Source organism: Brevibacterium sanguinis (assembly GCF_039528855.1).
Taxonomy (GTDB): Bacteria; Actinomycetota; Actinomycetes; order Actinomycetales; family Brevibacteriaceae; genus Brevibacterium; species Brevibacterium sanguinis.
This window is the reverse complement of the sequence record NZ_BAAAMB010000014.1, coordinates 1-15,123: the sequence shown is the minus strand read 5'-3', so window position 1 is coordinate 15,123 and position 15,123 is coordinate 1. Positions and strand designations below refer to the sequence as shown.

The following is a 15,123-nucleotide window of genomic DNA, read 5'->3' as shown; positions in this document are numbered from 1 at the left end:
TGTGGCTTGAAAGGGCGGCGTCGAGCTGACGTGACCGAACCCATTTGAATACTATGCAAATAGATGACGGTACGACAAGAGTTCGCAGAATAAATTTGACAGGGAAAGTGACGCGCTAATGTGATGCCATGCCCGTTCATCCCCAATCGCTGTTCCTCGCGCTCGCCGGGCTGCACATGACGGGCGAGCCGACACCGCTGAGCGGTGCGTCGATCGTCGGCGTCATGGGGAAGCTCGGCGTCGGCGAGGCCGCCGCGCGCTCGGTGCTCCAGCGCAATGCCGCGAAGGGGTTCGTCATCCGGGCCAAGGACGGGCGCAAGACGTTCTACACCGTGAGCGACCGGGCCCGGGAGATCCTCCTCGAGGGAGGCCGGAAGATGTTCATCGGCGATCGGGCGCGGCCCTGGGATGGGAAGTGGACGGTCGTGCGCATCCAGGTTCCCGAGTCGAAGCGGGCGCTGCGGCACAAGGTGTCGTCGCGACTGTCGTGGGCGGGATTCGGCCGTCTCGATGGCGGTACGTGGGCGGCCCCGGCAGCCGTCGACGTCGAGCAGATCCTCGGTGAGGAGGCCTGCGATGTCGCTCCCGTCGTCGTGTACGGGGAGATCCAACCGCCGACGACCGACGCGATGCTCGTCGATGCCTTCGATCTCGCCGAGGTGGCGGCGCAGTACGAGGCGTTCGGGGACAAGTGGGGGCAGTGCGCAGTCTCCGAGCTGACGGCCGCCGAGGCGCTCGTGCGGCGCGTGGAGCTTCATTTCGATTGGCTGACGCTGACCCGCAGCGACCCGCAGCTGCCGGCGGAGCTGCTGCCCGGCGACTGGCCGGGATTCGTCCAGTGGCGCCTGTTCGCGGACCTCGATGAGCAGTTCAGAGCGGCCGAGGAGCCGGTCGTCGCCGACTTCTTCGCCGGCGAGCTGGAGTGAGGGCGACCCCGGTGGTCGGGGCTGCATCGACGGTCGGCTAACATTCCTGAGGCGGTGCTCGCTCTACATGTGAAGTGGATCCGCGCCCGCCACTCAATGAGTCGTCCACCAGCGTGAGGCGGCAGAGCACACCCGACCTCGATTGGACAACACACATGCCCGAAAAGCTGTCGACCGGAGCGAAGGTCGGTCTCGGATGCGGCGGAGGCGGATGCCTCACGGTCGTCGTCATCGTCATCGCGGCGATCATCTCGGTCGTCGTCGGCGGTGGACCGGCGGAGACGGCAGGCGAAGCCGCGGGTGAGACTGCGTCCGCATCTGCGACGGCCGAGCCGGTGCCGACGACTGAGACCCCGGTGCCGACGGACACGGCCGATCCGGGCACCGCGCTCGCGATGCTGGCCGACATCGACACCAAGGGCAGGGCCCCGAAGACCGGATACGATGCCGATCTCTTCCACTGGCGCTCGGATGTCGATCACAACGGCTGTGACACGAGGAACGATGTGCTTCGCCGCGATCTCAGCGACATCACCCTCAAGCGCGGCTCGAACGGCTGTGTCGTGGTCGGGGGAACACTCGATGACCCGTACCTCGGTGAGTCCTACGAGTTTGATCGCGACCCGAACAATATCGACATCGACCACGTCGTTGCACGGTCCAATGCGTGGCAGACGGGAGCGCAGGACTTCGACGAGGCTGAGCTCGAGGAGTTCGGCAACGACCCGCTCAACCTTCTCGCTGTCAGCTCGACGCTCAATCGCCAGAAGGGAGACGGTGACGCGGCGACGTGGCTGCCGCCGCAGAAGAGCTTCCGCTGCGAATACGTCTCGCGGCAGATCGCCGTCAAGCACAAGTACGGGCTGTGGGTGGTCAAGGCCGAACGGGATGCGATGACCCGGGTGCTCGAGTCGTGCGAGGATGAGCCGGCGTTTGCCGGCGACGTGTCGTGGCCTGCGGCAGGCGACGGCGACAACGTCACGGTCGAGCCGGAGCCGACGAAGACGAAGCGGCCCGTCGAGACGTCGGCTCCCGATCCTGAGCCGAAGCGGCGTGAATCCGAGCCGCAACCGAAGCGCGAATCGTCGGGCGGGTCGGTGTACTACAAGAACTGCACGGCCGCGCGAGCCGCCGGAGCGGCGCCCGTGCGCGTCGGCGATCCCGGCTATGGCCGCCATCTCGACCGTGACGGCGACGGCGTCGGCTGCGAGTAGCCAGTCGACGAAGCCCCGCACACATCCGGGTTCGGGAGAGCTGCGGGGCTTGGCGACACGGTGGACCTCCGTAGGGAGTTTGAGAACCCTTGCTCGGCCTTGAAAACGGTGGCTTCGCGCCGGTCGCGCGGGGTCTACAAGCGTGATCGGCGTCCGCTGGAGCCGACGGTAGTGGACTCGCGGGGTCGGATGGTGAGTGCAGTTGGGATGACTCAAACCTTTCTGAGCCCGGCACGAGTGGACGAGCTGGCGGCCTTGTACCAGGCGGGTGCGACCCTCGTGGAGCTGGGCGAGCGGTTCAGTGTTCACCGCCGCACCGTGGCGGCGCATCTTGTCCGCCGGTCAGTCCCTATCCGCAGGCGCGGCCTCGATGAGGCCCGTCTCGCTGAGGCGGTCGAGCTGTACGCAGGTGGGTTGACATTGATGGAGGTTGGTCTGCGGTTCGGGGTGAGCCAGCAGGCGGTCAGGCGGGCACTCGCCGCGGAAGGCGTCACGATCCGGCCGGGCGGACGGCGCGCGCGGGCCAGCGCCTGAGGCGAGAGGAGGCTCGAATCGCGACGGCCAGGGTGTCGGCAAACGTGGTGACACCGGCAAGTTGGCGCGTTTCGTGGTTCGCGGCGTAGACGTTCACGCCGGCGTCATGAAGTCCGCCATGATCTGCGGCGCGGCGGGGAGGGTGCGGCCGAGCCGGTCCAGGCTGGCGACGAACACGACGGAGACCCGACCTGCCGAGGCGTCGGATAGCAGCTGTGCCAGCTCCGGTCGAGCGCCGGCTTCGTCACTGTAGGTGCGGGCGATGTCGAGGTGGGGGTCGCCGTAGTACTCGGGAAAAATCAGGCGGATATCGCTGACCGGCGATGATCCGGTCGGCCAGCGGCACCGATCAGGTAGTCGCCTCATGCGCGGCGAAGTCGGTGTGGGCCTGTTCGATGGCTTCGGGGTGCGCCTGCCGCTTGGCGTGTTCGCCCAGTGCGCGGTAGATGCTGGCCGGGCTGGGGTTTTTCCCTTTGCGCTTGCCGGCGGGAATGATCAGGTCCGGACGGATGTCCTCGACGGATTCGCCGTTCGCGCGGCGGCGGAGCACGGTGTGCAGCATGTCGTTGGTGATCACCGGGGGGCGTCCGCCGTGGTGCCCCTGGCGGGCAGCGGCGTTGAGCCCTTCGAGGGTGGCTTCGCGGATGTTCTCGCGTTCGGTTTCGGCCATCGCAGCGAAGAACGCGAACAAGATGCGGCCGGTTCCGGTCGGGTCGTAGATGCCGGGCAGTGGCCCGGCTAGCATCTCCAGGGCGATGCCGTGCGCGGTGAGATGGTCGGCCAGTGCGGTCAGCTCGGCGGAGTCGCGGCCCAGGCGCTTCATCTCGTAGACGGTGAGGATGACCCGGCAGTGTGGGGCGTGGGCCTTGATCTGGCGGCAGGCTTCCAAGCGGCCTCGAATTTCGGCCGGACCCGTACGCGGGTGGAGACTTTCTCGGCGAAAATCTTCTCGCGACCGATGCCGTGCGCTTCCAGGGCGTCGAGCTGGGACTGGAGTTCCTGGGTGAGGTGCGAGCAGCGGGCGTAGCCCACCCTGATGTCGGTGGCCGGCGTGTCCGTGGGGATCGGCGCCGGCGGCGGGGTGCCCGGCCGCCATAGCCGGCCCGTCCCCCGGTCGGCCGGGGTCGGCACCCGCAGCCGCTTCGCCAGGCGGGGCACTTTGATGAACCGGCCGGTGTGGTAGGTGCCAGCGACCGTGCCGGAGCGCGACCGGCACGGCGAGCCCGCCTCGACCGCACCGGGGGCAGGGTTGCCGTTCGACCTCGTCGGCGTCGGTGGGGGTGGAGTCCGGTGCGCTGCTCACCTGGGCATCTTCTCACAAACCTCTCCCACAATTTGCCCGGGCCCAGTTCGTATGAGAACGGGTTTTGAGAGTGAATCCGGGTCTCGCGGCGGTCCTCCGGGCGGCGTGGCGGGTTTGCTCAGAATGGACCGTTTTCGAGATTTAGAAGGCTGCGAGAATTTCCCGTCACCCGCTCGTGCCTGCGGCGTCCAGACCGCAGGCAGGGAGGGGAAGTCAGAGGTCCAGTTTTTCCAGTGCCGCGTGGTAGGCCTCGTGATAGGTGGGGAATTGTGCGACCTGGTCCAGGAGGATGTCGACGGGTATCTGCGCCCGGATGGCCAGGGAGGCCTGATGGATCCATTCACCCGCCATCGGCCCGACTGCCCAGGCACCGATGAGGATTTTCCGGTCGGCGTCGGCCAGCAGACCCAGGTGGCCGCGCGGATCTTTCTCGTAAGTCCAGGGCCGGGCGATGGCCTTGGCAAGATCCAGTTCGGCCGAGGCAACCCGAAGTCCGCGCTGCTGTGCCTGGCGGGCGGTCAGCCCGGCGGCGGCGATTTCGGGGTCGGCGAACACCACGCGCGGGATGCCGTCATAGGTGGCCGTGCGGAGCCGGCCGAGAATGGCGTCGGCGGCGATCCTTCCCTGGTATTTGGCCACGTGGGTGAACGGCATGATGCCTGTGACGTCCCCGATGGCCCAAGTGTTCTCCGCGGCGCCGCAGTGCTCGTCGACCAGCACTTCACCGCGGTCGCCCAGCTTGACCCCGGATTGTTCAAAGCCCAGCCCTTTGGTGCGGGGCTTCCGGCCGGTGCCGAAAATTACGACGTCGGCCGCGACTTCCCCGCCGTCTTCGCCGCCTGCTTTCCGGAGTTCGATGATGCTGTCGGCGCCCTCGCGCCGGGCGCGGGCAGCGGTTGCGCCCAAGCGGACGTCGACGCCGGTTTCCTGAAGGTATGTGTGGGCCAGTTCCCCGACGCGGGGATCTTCCCGGTCCATCAGCCGCTGTCCGCGGTGGACCAGGGTGACTTTGACGCCGAAGCGTGCCAGGAACGTGGCGGTTTCAACCCCGACCGCGCTGCCGCCGACGATCACCGCCCGTCCGGGCAGGGTCGAGGCCGTGTAGGTCTCCCGGTTGGTCCATGCCGTGATCTGTTCAATGCCTTCCAGGGGCGGTATGACCGGGTCCGACCCGGTGGCGATGATGAGGTGTTCGGCCGTGATGTCGCGGCCTCCGGCGCGGATCTGGCCCGGCCCGGTGAGCCGGGCCTCCTCCTTGAACACCTCGGCCCCCTGCTTCGCGTAACCGTTCACCTGGGCTTTATCGTCCAGGTTCCGGATCATGTAGTCCCGGTATTTGGCCGTTTCTTCCCAGTCCAGTTCGGCGCCGCTGACACCCGCTGCTTTTTGTACCTCCATGCGGGCCTCCGGCGGCCGCAGGACCGATTTGGACGGGATGCAGGCCCAGTAGGCGCATTCCCCGCCGATCAGTTCCCGCTCGAAGATGACTACTTTCTTCCCTGCTTTCAGCAGGCGGTCCGCGGCGACCTCCCCGCCGGGCCCCATGCCAAGCACGGCCACATCGAAATGTTCGTTCACGTTGATCTCCTTCAGATTGGCTTGATCTTTCGGGTTCTTCTCGTCAAACGTCTTTCGGCACGCACTGTGGTGCCCGGGGGCGCCTTGTCAGCAACTGCAGCTGCGCACGTTGCTCCCCGGTTTTCCGCCGATCTGGGCTTCGCTCCCGGCGAGCATTTTTCCGGCCATGTCCGAAGCGAGCCGGTAGGCCTCCTCCACGGGGATCACGGTGCCCTCGGGGTGGTCCTTGAGCCAGGGTGCGGCTTCTTCCGGTGAGGCAAAGAAGTGGACCTGGTTGCAAAAGGATGAGCGGACCGAGCTCATGCCCTCCCGGTCAACAAGAGACACCACGGCGGTGGCCGGCTCGACGCTGGTGACGCCCGTTGCATCGACACCCACCCGAACCGGCGTCCCGGTGGCCTTGTAGGCGGAGTCGATCCGCGCGGAGCCACCCAGGAGGGTGGGGAAGATCAGGGTGTCCAGTGCGCACCAGGTGTAGAGCTGTTCCCCGTCGATCTCGAAGCGGTGCGGGGTCGCCCGCTGGGTCAGTCCCTGTCCGATGATCCGCCCCGATCCGTCGTACTCGGTGTCGCCCACAGCTGCGAGTGCCGCGCGGACTTCCTCGACTGGTCGGCCGGTCGTCGCGGCGAGGTCGTCGATGTCGACCGGATCGCCCTGCGCGAGCAGTCTCATCAGCGGCAGCCACAGCCAGGGCTGCATTCCGGTTTCGGATGAGGCCAGGCGCTCGGTGATCTGGGTGGCGTTGTCGGTCATGGTGGGTCCTTTCGTTGGGGTGAATCGTTTGGTGGATGAAGTGGTCACGCGGCGCAGCAGGAGAGTTTGGAGACGTCGGTGGTGAAGGACTGTGCGGCGATTTTGATCCCTTCGGCCATGGTCAGGTAGGGGGACCAGAGATTGGCGACCTGGTCAACGGTCATTCCTGCCTCGAGGATGTACACCCCGGCGGCGGCCAGGTCGCCGGCCTCCTTGCCCACCGCGGTGATCCCGACGATGCGGCCGGTGTTGTTGTCAGCCACGATTTTGATGAAACCGCGGGTGTCCCGGTTCACCAGTGCCCGGGGAACGTATTCCAGGGGCAGGACCCGGCATTCACACCGGATGCCCGCCTCGTTGGCTTCCTTATCGGTCATGCCGACCGCTGCCAGTGCCGGGCTGGTGAACGTCACCCGGGGCAGGTGCCGGTAGTCGACCTCGCGCCCGGCGTTGTTGAAGGCGTTCTCCACCATCAGGGTCCCGTGGGCGGACGCGACGTAGACGAATTCGCGGTGCCCGGTCACATCCCCTGCGGCCCAGATTCTGGGGTTGGAGCTGGCCAGGGTGTTCTCGACCAGGATCTGGCCGGTGTCGCCGGTTTTGACGCCGACGGCGTCCAGGTTCAGTCCGTCCGTGACGGCGCGTCGGCCGGTGGCCACCAGCAGCTTCGCGGCGCGGAATTCCTCCTGGCCCCCGGCCACCGTGGCGGTGACAACGACCTCTGCGCCGGCGGGATCCGTGCGGACCGATGTCACGGCTGCGCGGCAGACCACGCGGATGCCCTCGTCGGCGAAGACGCTCATCAGGGCACGGGAGGCTTCGGGTTCCTCCTGGGAGGCAAGCCGGGAGCGGACCAGCAGAGTCACTTTCGATCCGAGGCGGGCAAAGAGCTGCGCCTGTTCCAGGGCCACGTACCCGCCGCCGAAGACGATCAAGGACTCGGGCACCTCGTCCAGTTCCATCGCGGTGGTTGAAGTCAGGTAGTCAACCTCATCCAGTCCCGGCACCGGGGGTGCCCACGGGGTTGAACCGGTCGCGACCAGGTAATGGGAGGCGGTCAGGGAGTCGCGGGCGCCGTCGGGCCCGGTGATCTCCAGGGCCGGTTCCTCCGGGGTGCCGGCGAACACCGCGCTACCCTGACGCAGGTCCCACCCGTAGTCGGCGGCCAGATCCACGTATTTATCCGAGCGCATGCCCTCGACCAGGGACCGTTTCCCGTCAATGAGTGCCCCCATGTCCACCGGGGCGGCTGTGGTGCTGATGCCGGGGAACCTTCCGGTCCCGTCTAAAGCGACATGCCTCGCTTCGGCGGCGGCCAGCAGGGCCTTGGAGGGAATACACCCGGTGTTCACACAGGTCCCGCCCACCGTGGAGCGTTCGATCATCACCACCCGCTTGCCCAGGTTGGTGGCCCGGATGGCGGCGGCGAAGGCACCACCTCCGGAACCGATCACGGCCAAATCAAAATCCGGTGCTGCCTCAGGCATTAATCCTCCATGGAGTCTCTGATGAACACCCCGGGGGCATTCTTCTCGTGCGTGCTGTCCCCAGTCTTGACCTTCCCTTGGACGGGAAGGTCAAGAGCCGGAGCGAATAGATGGGTGGTTTCCGCTGCTACGGAAGTGCTGTGTCTAGAAATGCCTTCAATGCATCGGCCTTCATGGGGCGGGAGTCAGCCCGGCCCAGGACTTCACCGTCGGGTGCGACGACGACGGTGCTGTCCAGGGACGTGACCGCGTACTTTTGGGTGAGCTGGCCGGTCCGGTCGACAACAAAGGGGTATCCGGGATTGCCGGCCAGTTCACGGAACTGGTCCACCTCGGTTTTTGTGTTCTCCGGCGTCACGTCCACGGCGACGAAGTCTGCCTTATCGGCATATTCCTGTTCCATTTCCTCCATCGCTTCTGCCTGCGGAACGCAGGTATAGCACCAGCTCGCCATGAAATACAGCACTGTCGGGCGGGTGGAGGGAACGGTGAGGGCCTTACCCTCCACGGACGTGATCTCGATCCTGTCCACATTGTTTCCACCGGCGGACCCGGCGGCTGGATTAGTTTCGCTCCCGCGGTTCAGCGCCGTGAGGGCCAGGATCAGGACGAGCGCCGCGGCGGCTATGACGGCAGTGATGGTGAAGATCCGCCGGTGGTTTCTGGTCGTTGTCATGGGTTTCCTTGCTGGCTGGTGCGCCCAGGCGCGGTCTCGGGGTGGTGGGGTGCGGGGCTGCAGCACGATTCGGTGCTCTCGCTGCTCTCAGCCCCCTCCGCGGGCCTGCCGTTGTCCCCTGCCTTGCTTTTGGTGCGGCGCCGCAGGGACAGGGCCACGGCGGCGAGGACGGCGGCCACCGCGGTGAAGGTGATGATCGGCCAGTTGCCCGAGATAAAACCGGACAGCGCTGCGCTGGCTTCGGTGACTGCCCCGCTCATGATCCCCCCGGCCTGCCCGCCGGACAGGGCCGGCACCCAGTAGAGCAGCAGGTAGATGCCCGCAAGGATGAGCGCGGCTCCACCGAGGCGGTTAATGAAGGGCAGCAGCTTTCGGACGTAGCGCGCCACGGCGTCCCGCGCCACCGCTGCGCCCAGGGACAGAAGGACCAGCATCACCGAGGAGCCCAGGGCGTAGGCGGCGAAGACCGCCAGCAGCCCGGCCAGGCTTCCGGTGGACACGGCCTGGGCGACGACAGCCAACAGCAGGGCCAGGCTGCAGGAGAGCGCAGCGACCGCATACGCCACCCCGTAACCAAAGACCGCCCTTAACCCCGAACCGGTCCCGTCCGTCTTCAGAATCCGGGGCAGGTTCAACCTTGTCCCGGGCAGCTGCCATCCGAACACCATGCCAAGGCCGGCGGCCACAATGACGGCTCCGATCAGCGCCGCGGCCCAGGGCAGCGCCGACGCCACCGAACGCAGACCCACAGCGGCGAGCAGGCCGGCCGTAACAAAGACGGCGGCGAAGCCGGCGCTGAGGGCAACCCCGGCCCGAAGACCTGCAAGCAGCGGCCGCTTCCGTCCCGCGCCGGGTCCGGAACCGATAAAGTACGCCAGATAGGCTGGCAGCATCGCAAAACCGCACGGATTCACCGTGGCAAGCATCCCGGTCAGAAAGGCCAGACTCAAAACACCCGTCATGCCGGTGACCCCGCATCCCTAACGGCAGGAGCACCGGGCCGGGACTGCCGGGACCGGGCGCAACAACCCGTCCCTTTCTCCGCGCTGCTCCGGCACTGCGCCTGCATAAGCAGGACCGCCGCGGCAAGGGCGCCGGCGACAATGATCCAGAGGTTGCCGGCCATCGGCGCGGCTGCAGCGAAAACACCGGCTGCACCTGCAAGAACCGGCAGCCCGCAGCACACCAGCGCAACCATCACAACACCAAGGGAGGACAGCAGGGCCCCCGCCGCAAGCACCAGGCCCGGGCGCTCCCGGCCCTTCGCCTTTATTGACATGATCATCCTTCCTCTGTCCGGCTTCCTGCCCGGCCCTCGCGGGATAGCTGACAAGAACCCGGACGGCCGGTACTCCGTCTCAACCCATCATCGACCTTCCACCATGGGGGAAGGTCAAGCTGGCGACGGGTGTTGGTTAGCGGGTGCCGATGCGGAACCTTCCAGTACAATGGAAGGGTTATATGCGTTTTCGGAACGAGATGAGGACCCGACATGCGAATCGGTGAAGCTGCTGTCGCTGTGGGCATGACAACGAAGACGATCAGGTTCTACGAGGACCGGGGCCTGCTCCCGCCGGCTGAACGCTCCGCCAACGGCTATCGTGACTACGCCCACGACACACTCAGCCGCCTCGAATTCATCCGCCGCAGCCAGGTCGCCGGGCTGACCCTGGCGCAGATCCAGGACATTCTGCGGATCCACGATAGCGGATTGACGCCGTGCACCCACGTACGGGACGTTCTGGGGAAACAACTGAAGGACCTGGACCGGAAAATCGCAGAGCTCACCGCTCTGCGGGCAACCGTGGCCGAACAATATGTAACCGCTGAGGCGGCCGACCCGGAGTGCTGCGACTCGGAACAGATCTGCAGTTACATCTGAGCCGATCTCCAGGTAAACGGTTCGCTTAGTCGGCTCCCGCGGCAGCCAGTGCCGCCTACAGTTCCGCCGCGCCTGGCTTCACGCCGCGGAAGACCTCGATGCCGGCAGCGTCCAGGACCACAGCGGTGCTTACCTGGTTGATCTGGTAGGCGGTGACGAGCCGTATATCGGAGTCAGAGGCAAAGGCCAGGGATGAGGCGTTGTTCCCGGCCAGGAATTCTTTGATTTCCTCGGCCGTTTCGTACGGTGCAATGTCCACGGCGACATAGTTCGCGGCAGCAGGTGAGATGTTCTGGACCTCGGCGAGTACCCGGATTCCCGGGCCGCAGGCGCCGCACCCGATGGAGAAGAAAAAGAGCACGCTCGGTTTCGATCCGCCCGGCACCGGCACCTTTTCCCCCTGGCTTGTCACGGCGGTAAACCTGGCTGCTGCCGCCGGCGCCGGGCCCTCCCCGGCCTGGTCCGCCCGCGGCGCGGAGGAGAACATGAACGATACGAACAGGGTTCCTGCTGCAGCACTGGCAAGCAGCAGCGCCAGAACCGTCTGCCATGAAGGCCACCCCCCCGCGGCGCCTGATCCCCGGCCCTCCGGCCAGGGTGACCGTCGATCACCGGCTGCCGGTGGGCTGCGAGGTCCTGTCTGCGTTGCGATCCTCGCCGGAGGCGGCAGCGGAAGCACAGCAGTCCTCCATCTCACCCGATACGCCCGGCCGGCGGCGCCGGAGCGCCATGAGCAGTCCAGCCCCAGCCAGGGCCACAGCGGCAAGGATGACCCACGGATTACCCAGGAATGAGCCGGCCGCACCCAGCGCTCCGGCCGCGATCAGCAGCGGCAGTCCGCAGCACAGCACATGCAGCAGGACAAAACCGCCGACGGCCAGCCCTGTCCGGCTGCTCTGGGCCTTGGAAGAAGTTGACAAGGTCGTTCCTTTCAACGCTCCGCCGCAAGGGGGCCGGAGCAGGCGATAGGTGGTCAGGCTCGTACACCCAGTATTGACCTTCCCCCATAGTGGAAGGTCAATACTGGTCAGGAAATACCCTCAAATGGTGCTTCCCGCGCGCCGCGCCGAACTCTGCCAGCTGGCCGGTCCATTCAAGATCACCGGGCAGAGGTGGGGAACCCATCAGCGACGGCCCTCCGGCCGTCTGTTACCGGTCGCGCTATTTGACGGTGGGGCCGTCACGGTCCGTGACGACGGGCGGGCATGAAACGCCCCGCCGGTTGGTGACCGGCGGGGGGCTGATCGCCGCGCTGACGCGGCGGTGGTCATCGGTGACGGGGTGTTTTACTCGCTGTTCTCCGTGATCGCGGACTGGGCCGCGGAGAGGTCCACGATGGCCTTGCCCGCCGCGTAGGTCGCGGTCAGTGCGGACACGGCGAGGTTGTTCACCGCCCGGGGGCCAGCACCGCGCTGGTCTGATCCTGCTCCTCGCCTGCGCGCTCTCAGCAATCCTCATCACCGTCGCCGGCAAGCGCCAGCAGCAGTCCACGTCGGACGCCTGACCGGCGACCGAAGGGGAGCCCGAGCGTGTGACGGCTCCTGTAGCAAGACTTCAGAGCTGGTGCAGACGGGTTCGGACATACCGTGCAGACGACTTCGGAAAACGACACTTCGGCACTCGCCAGATGCTCCTGATGGAAGCGGAGCATCGTCAGGGCCCGTCGGCGGAGGGGGCGAGGGCGACCTGGCCGTGGGTGACGCGGATGTGGTCTGCCGGGCGGTAGCCGCGCACCTCGCCGCCGCTCAACACCGCTGTCCGGGGTCAGAACAGGGTGTCCTGCACCCGCAGGGGCCGGTATCCGGTGGGGCCGAGCTGGGCCAACTCGCCTTCGATGTCGACGTCGATGGAGCCGAAGTTGATCTTCTCGCTGTGGGCCGGGGAGATGTGGGCCAAGACCTCGTCGTCGATGCGCCGCCCGGACCAGCGCATCGACTCCACCGCCAGGCCGTAGTACTCCGTCGTCCGGGTCACCACGGCGTTCGTCACGAGCGTCAGGCACCAGGCCTGCTCGGCCTGTTGTTCGAGGTGGCGGGCCCGGATGGTGCCCGCGTGGGCGTAGAGCAGGTCCCGTTTCAGGGCATGGAGCGACTCGCCCTTGTTTAGTTGCCGCGAGATCTTGAGGCGATATGCCGGGTCCGCCAAGTACCGGGCGGCGTAGATCGTCCTCCGCAGCGCCCCGTACTCCTTGAGCGCCGCGGCCAGCGCGTTCTGCCGACCGGATGTGGAGAGCTTGCCGACCAGCAGCGACGCGGTGGCATGCCCGAACTTCAGCGGCCCGGCCAGCCGGAGCAGATCTTCCCAGTGCCCGGCGATCAGATCCAGGTTGCACCGCCGGGTCAACAACGGCCCGGCCAGCGGGAACGCCGACTCGATCTCGGACTTCTGCGCGGTCCGGTAGAGGGTGAGCTTGCCCAGGTCCCGGATGCGCGGGGACAGTTGCAACCCCAGCAGGTCGAACAGGCCGAAGTTGACCAGCGTCACCCCGTGCGTATCGGTCGCGTGTTCGGTGACGGGAATGTCGGTCGCGTTGCCCAGGATTTCATCGAGGACGTAGTGCGCCTCGCGTTTCGTGGCGACGATGATCTTCGTGCCGTAGGTGGTGTGCTGGTCGGTCACGTGCGTGTAGGTGCTCAGCCCTTCATGGGCGAAATACCTACTCAAAGCCCTGGCCGTGACGGACTTTCCGCGGGTGGGGAACCGCTGACCGTCCGATGAGGACAAGGTACCGGAGCCGAAAACCGGGGTCAGCGGCAGCTTCTGGTGGTAGCCGATGAGCGCCAGGTTCGCCGCCCTCAGCGTCTCCTCCCGCACGTACCACTCGGCGGTCCAGGCCAGGATGTCGTAGGAGATGCCGCAGGCGTCGGCCATCCGTGTCAGGCCGAGGTTGGTGGAGTGGCTGATCAGGACCGCGATCAGGTTCCGCTTCAGCTCCGGGCTGCGCGCCTGCTTGCCGCCGGCGTGGGTGAAGCAGTCCAGGTAGCCGGTGCGTTGGTCCAGCTCGATCAGCAACGACACGATCGGCGCGAACGGCAGCATCTCGGTCAGCTCCGCCTTCAACGCCGTCGCCTCGGCCGGGACGTCCTCGGCGGTCAACGGCGAGATCACCAGGTCATCGGCCTCATCCAGGCGGACCCGCCCGTCGCCCTCGCCGAGGGTCTGTTCCAGCTCACCCAGCGCCGTGTGCAGCTCCTGCTCGACCTCGGCCAGCCCCGTGGCGGCGTCAGCGGGCTTGCCGACCAGCCGGCAGAACTCCACCCGCTGATCGGCCCACTTGTCCGGGGTGAGGACGTAGGCGGCCGGGTCGGAGTAGCGGCGCGAGCCGGGCACGAACACATCCCCGGTGCGCAGCCCGTCCCGCAACGCCAGCAGCGTACACAACTCCCAGTAATGCCGGTACGCGGTGACGCTGCCCGTCTTCGCCGCGGTCTCCAGGTAGCCGTACCAGCGGTCCGGGACGAACCCCGTCGGCGCGTCCTCAGGGACCTTGCGGGCACCGGTCACGTTGAATTCCCGCAGGATCTCCACCGCCTTCACCAGCTCGGCCGCGGCGGTACCGCCGGAGAACCGCACCGCTTCCAGCACCTGCGGGGTGAACTGCCGCAGATACCCATACGAGCCCTCCAGCACGGCCAGATGCCCATGATCGCGCGGCAACGGGGGCAGAGCGGCCGACTGCGCCGAACGCAGCCGTTCCCACCCGATCCGCTCCCCGCGGATCAGGCCGCCGACCTCCTCGTCCGGCACCGCCGGGCCGGCGACGATGGCCAGGATCGCGTCCAGCAGCGCCTGCCGGCCCTGCCCCGCTCAGCCAGCACGTCCCGCATCCTGTGCGCAGCCTTGCTCTCCCGGGCGGAAACCGCCTGGTCGAACAACTGCACCACCTCGTCCAACACCTCGGTCGCCGACTGCGCCAACAGCGTCAGCAGGATCGGGTACCGGCGCTCCGGCTCACGCCGGGTCAACGCCTGCGCCGTCAGCCGGCGGCCCACCGTGGCCAGGAACCGGCGCCGTTCCGCCGGCAACACCGACAAATCCAAGGTGTGCGCGTCCATCCCGCGCAGGAACTCCAACTTCGCGATCTCTGCCTTCACCGCCGCGGGTGAGGCATCCACCGGACCCGTGCCCAGCCACCGCAGCCGGGTCATCCCGATCCCCGCGTCCACCACCAACAACCCGTCCAGGCCGACGCGACGCTCGCCGGTGAACTCGTGCGCCAGCCGGTCGAACGTCTCCCGCCGCGCGACCTCCCGGGCGTGGGCGACCCGCTTCACCACCATCACCGGCCCCGGCCGGATCACCCGCGCCGAGATCAAATACTCGCACGCCAGCCGGACCAGCAACGTCGGCGAGTCATGCTCCATCGCCCGCGCCAGCAGGAACTCGTCCAGTTCCTTCAACTCCAGGACCGTCGGCGCGCGCCACCCCAGATACCGCGCCGCCAGCCGAAAATGATCGGTCCGGGTCTTCGCCCGACGCCCGTACGACCGGATCGCATCCGGATCCACCCCAAGCTGCCCGGCCAGCCGCACCACCGCCGCCCACGGCGCCGACGCCACCTCGTCCGGCACAAACCCCAACCACGGCAACGTGCACACGGCGACAGCAAGCCCCAACCGGTCCGATTGGCCCCGACCCCGGCAAGGATCGATGAACGCGACATCAGCCGGAGTCAAGGTGAAGAACCGGAACAGCTCCTCCCGACCGATGGGTCCGCTGAAGGTTTGGTTGACCTCCGGGTTTATGCCGCCAGTGTAGCGGCTGGGTTCA

Annotated in this window: 16 protein-coding genes and 1 pseudogene; 4 read left to right on the top strand and 13 right to left on the bottom strand. The window is 67.0% G+C overall.

Going from position 1 to position 15,123, the window contains the following annotated elements:
• The first annotated feature begins 128 nt into the window (after nt 1–128).
• The 3 genes from ABD154_RS14875 to ABD154_RS14865 all read left to right on the top strand — a co-directional run bounded on the left by ABD154_RS14875 (nt 129) and on the right by ABD154_RS14865 (nt 2,674).
• Nucleotides 129–926 (top strand): PaaX family transcriptional regulator, encoded by a 798-nt coding sequence (locus ABD154_RS14875; RefSeq protein ID WP_344251538.1) that lies wholly within the window; start codon nt 129–131, stop codon nt 924–926.
• A gap of 155 nt (nt 927–1,081) precedes the next feature.
• A complete protein-coding gene (locus tag ABD154_RS14870) occupies nt 1,082–2,140 on the top strand; it encodes a GmrSD restriction endonuclease domain-containing protein (RefSeq protein ID WP_198499664.1) in 1,059 nt (352 codons plus the stop codon).
• A gap of 237 nt (nt 2,141–2,377) precedes the next feature.
• The gene (locus ABD154_RS14865; RefSeq protein WP_344251537.1) at nt 2,378–2,674 is read left to right on the top strand and encodes a hypothetical protein; all 297 of its coding nucleotides are present in this window, start codon (nt 2,378–2,380) and stop codon (nt 2,672–2,674) included.
• 93 nt (nt 2,675–2,767) lie between these two features.
• Here the strand turns inward: ABD154_RS14865 and ABD154_RS14860 are convergent, their stop codons facing one another.
• The 9 genes and pseudogenes from ABD154_RS14860 to ABD154_RS14830 form a co-directional block, all read right to left on the bottom strand.
• Nucleotides 2,768–3,040: a recombinase family protein gene (locus tag ABD154_RS14860; protein ID WP_344251536.1), complete on the bottom strand. Its 273-nt coding sequence runs from the start codon at nt 3,038–3,040 to the stop codon at nt 2,768–2,770.
• Nucleotides 3,024–3,563 (bottom strand): recombinase family protein, encoded by a 540-nt coding sequence (locus ABD154_RS14855; RefSeq protein WP_425546735.1) that lies wholly within the window; start codon nt 3,561–3,563, stop codon nt 3,024–3,026. Before ABD154_RS14855 ends, ABD154_RS14860 begins: the two co-directional genes overlap by 17 nt.
• Nucleotides 3,494–3,805, bottom strand: coding sequence for a recombinase family protein (locus ABD154_RS17980; RefSeq protein WP_425546736.1), 312 nt, complete (start codon nt 3,803–3,805; stop codon nt 3,494–3,496). Before ABD154_RS17980 ends, ABD154_RS14855 begins: the two co-directional genes overlap by 70 nt.
• Nucleotides 3,806–3,892: pseudogene (locus ABD154_RS17975) on the bottom strand (hypothetical protein); the annotation flags it as partial.
• A 298-nt stretch (nt 3,893–4,190) separates the two neighbouring features.
• On the bottom strand, nt 4,191–5,555 hold the full coding sequence (locus tag ABD154_RS14850) for a dihydrolipoyl dehydrogenase family protein (protein WP_344251534.1): 1,365 nt from the start codon (nt 5,553–5,555) through the stop codon (nt 4,191–4,193).
• 87 nt (nt 5,556–5,642) lie between these two features.
• Complete coding sequence (gene merB, locus ABD154_RS14845) at nt 5,643–6,308, bottom strand: organomercurial lyase MerB (RefSeq protein ID WP_344251533.1); 666 nt, start codon at nt 6,306–6,308, stop codon at nt 5,643–5,645.
• A 44-nt stretch (nt 6,309–6,352) separates the two neighbouring features.
• Nucleotides 6,353–7,795 (bottom strand): mercury(II) reductase, encoded by a 1,443-nt coding sequence (merA, locus tag ABD154_RS14840; RefSeq protein ID WP_344251532.1) that lies wholly within the window; start codon nt 7,793–7,795, stop codon nt 6,353–6,355.
• Nucleotides 7,796–7,922: 127 nt separating this feature from the next.
• Complete coding sequence (locus ABD154_RS14835) at nt 7,923–8,471, bottom strand: TlpA family protein disulfide reductase (protein ID WP_344251531.1); 549 nt, start codon at nt 8,469–8,471, stop codon at nt 7,923–7,925.
• Nucleotides 8,468–9,433 carry a cytochrome c biogenesis CcdA family protein gene (locus ABD154_RS14830; RefSeq protein WP_344251530.1) on the bottom strand — a complete coding sequence of 322 codons (966 nt, stop codon included), beginning with the start codon at nt 9,431–9,433 and terminating at the stop codon, nt 8,468–8,470. The genes ABD154_RS14835 and ABD154_RS14830 overlap by 4 nt, the downstream gene beginning before the upstream one ends.
• Nucleotides 9,434–9,963: 530 nt before the next feature.
• Between ABD154_RS14830 and ABD154_RS14825 the strand changes: the two genes are divergently transcribed.
• Nucleotides 9,964–10,353 (top strand): heavy metal-responsive transcriptional regulator, encoded by a 390-nt coding sequence (locus ABD154_RS14825; RefSeq protein ID WP_344251529.1) that lies wholly within the window; start codon nt 9,964–9,966, stop codon nt 10,351–10,353.
• Nucleotides 10,354–10,408: 55 nt separating this feature from the next.
• Here ABD154_RS14825 and ABD154_RS14820 read toward each other — a convergent pair whose 3' ends face one another.
• The 4 genes from ABD154_RS14820 to ABD154_RS14805 form a co-directional block, all read right to left on the bottom strand.
• A complete protein-coding gene (locus tag ABD154_RS14820; RefSeq protein WP_344251528.1) occupies nt 10,409–10,840 on the bottom strand; it encodes a thioredoxin-like domain-containing protein in 432 nt (143 codons plus the stop codon).
• 121 nt (nt 10,841–10,961) lie between these two features.
• Nucleotides 10,962–11,273, bottom strand: coding sequence for a hypothetical protein (locus ABD154_RS14815; protein WP_344251527.1), 312 nt, complete (start codon nt 11,271–11,273; stop codon nt 10,962–10,964).
• Between the two features lie 844 nt (nt 11,274–12,117).
• The gene (locus ABD154_RS14810; RefSeq protein WP_344251526.1) at nt 12,118–14,100 is read right to left on the bottom strand and encodes a Tn3 family transposase; all 1,983 of its coding nucleotides are present in this window, start codon (nt 14,098–14,100) and stop codon (nt 12,118–12,120) included.
• Nucleotides 14,073–15,123, bottom strand: a 1,051-nt coding sequence (locus ABD154_RS14805; protein WP_344251525.1) for a DUF4158 domain-containing protein, incomplete at its 5' end; no start/stop codon positions are given. The genes ABD154_RS14805 and ABD154_RS14810, both read right to left, overlap by 28 nt.

Coding starts and splice junctions, on each gene's coding strand:
- ABD154_RS14875 (WP_344251538.1), top strand. CDS start 129: ATGCCCGTTCATCCCCAATCGCTGTTCCTCGCGCTCGCCGGGCTGCAC.
- ABD154_RS14870 (WP_198499664.1), top strand. CDS start 1,082: ATGCCCGAAAAGCTGTCGACCGGAGCGAAGGTCGGTCTCGGATGCGGC.
- ABD154_RS14860 (WP_344251536.1), bottom strand. CDS start 3,040: ATGAGGCGACTACCTGATCGGTGCCGCTGGCCGACCGGATCATCGCCG.
- merB (WP_344251533.1), bottom strand. CDS start 6,308: ATGACCGACAACGCCACCCAGATCACCGAGCGCCTGGCCTCATCCGAA.
- merA (WP_344251532.1), bottom strand. CDS start 7,795: ATGCCTGAGGCAGCACCGGATTTTGATTTGGCCGTGATCGGTTCCGGA.
- ABD154_RS14835 (WP_344251531.1), bottom strand. CDS start 8,471: ATGACAACGACCAGAAACCACCGGCGGATCTTCACCATCACTGCCGTC.
- ABD154_RS14830 (WP_344251530.1), bottom strand. CDS start 9,433: ATGACGGGTGTTTTGAGTCTGGCCTTTCTGACCGGGATGCTTGCCACG.
- ABD154_RS14825 (WP_344251529.1), top strand. CDS start 9,964: ATGCGAATCGGTGAAGCTGCTGTCGCTGTGGGCATGACAACGAAGACG.
- ABD154_RS14820 (WP_344251528.1), bottom strand. CDS start 10,840: ATGTTCTCCTCCGCGCCGCGGGCGGACCAGGCCGGGGAGGGCCCGGCG.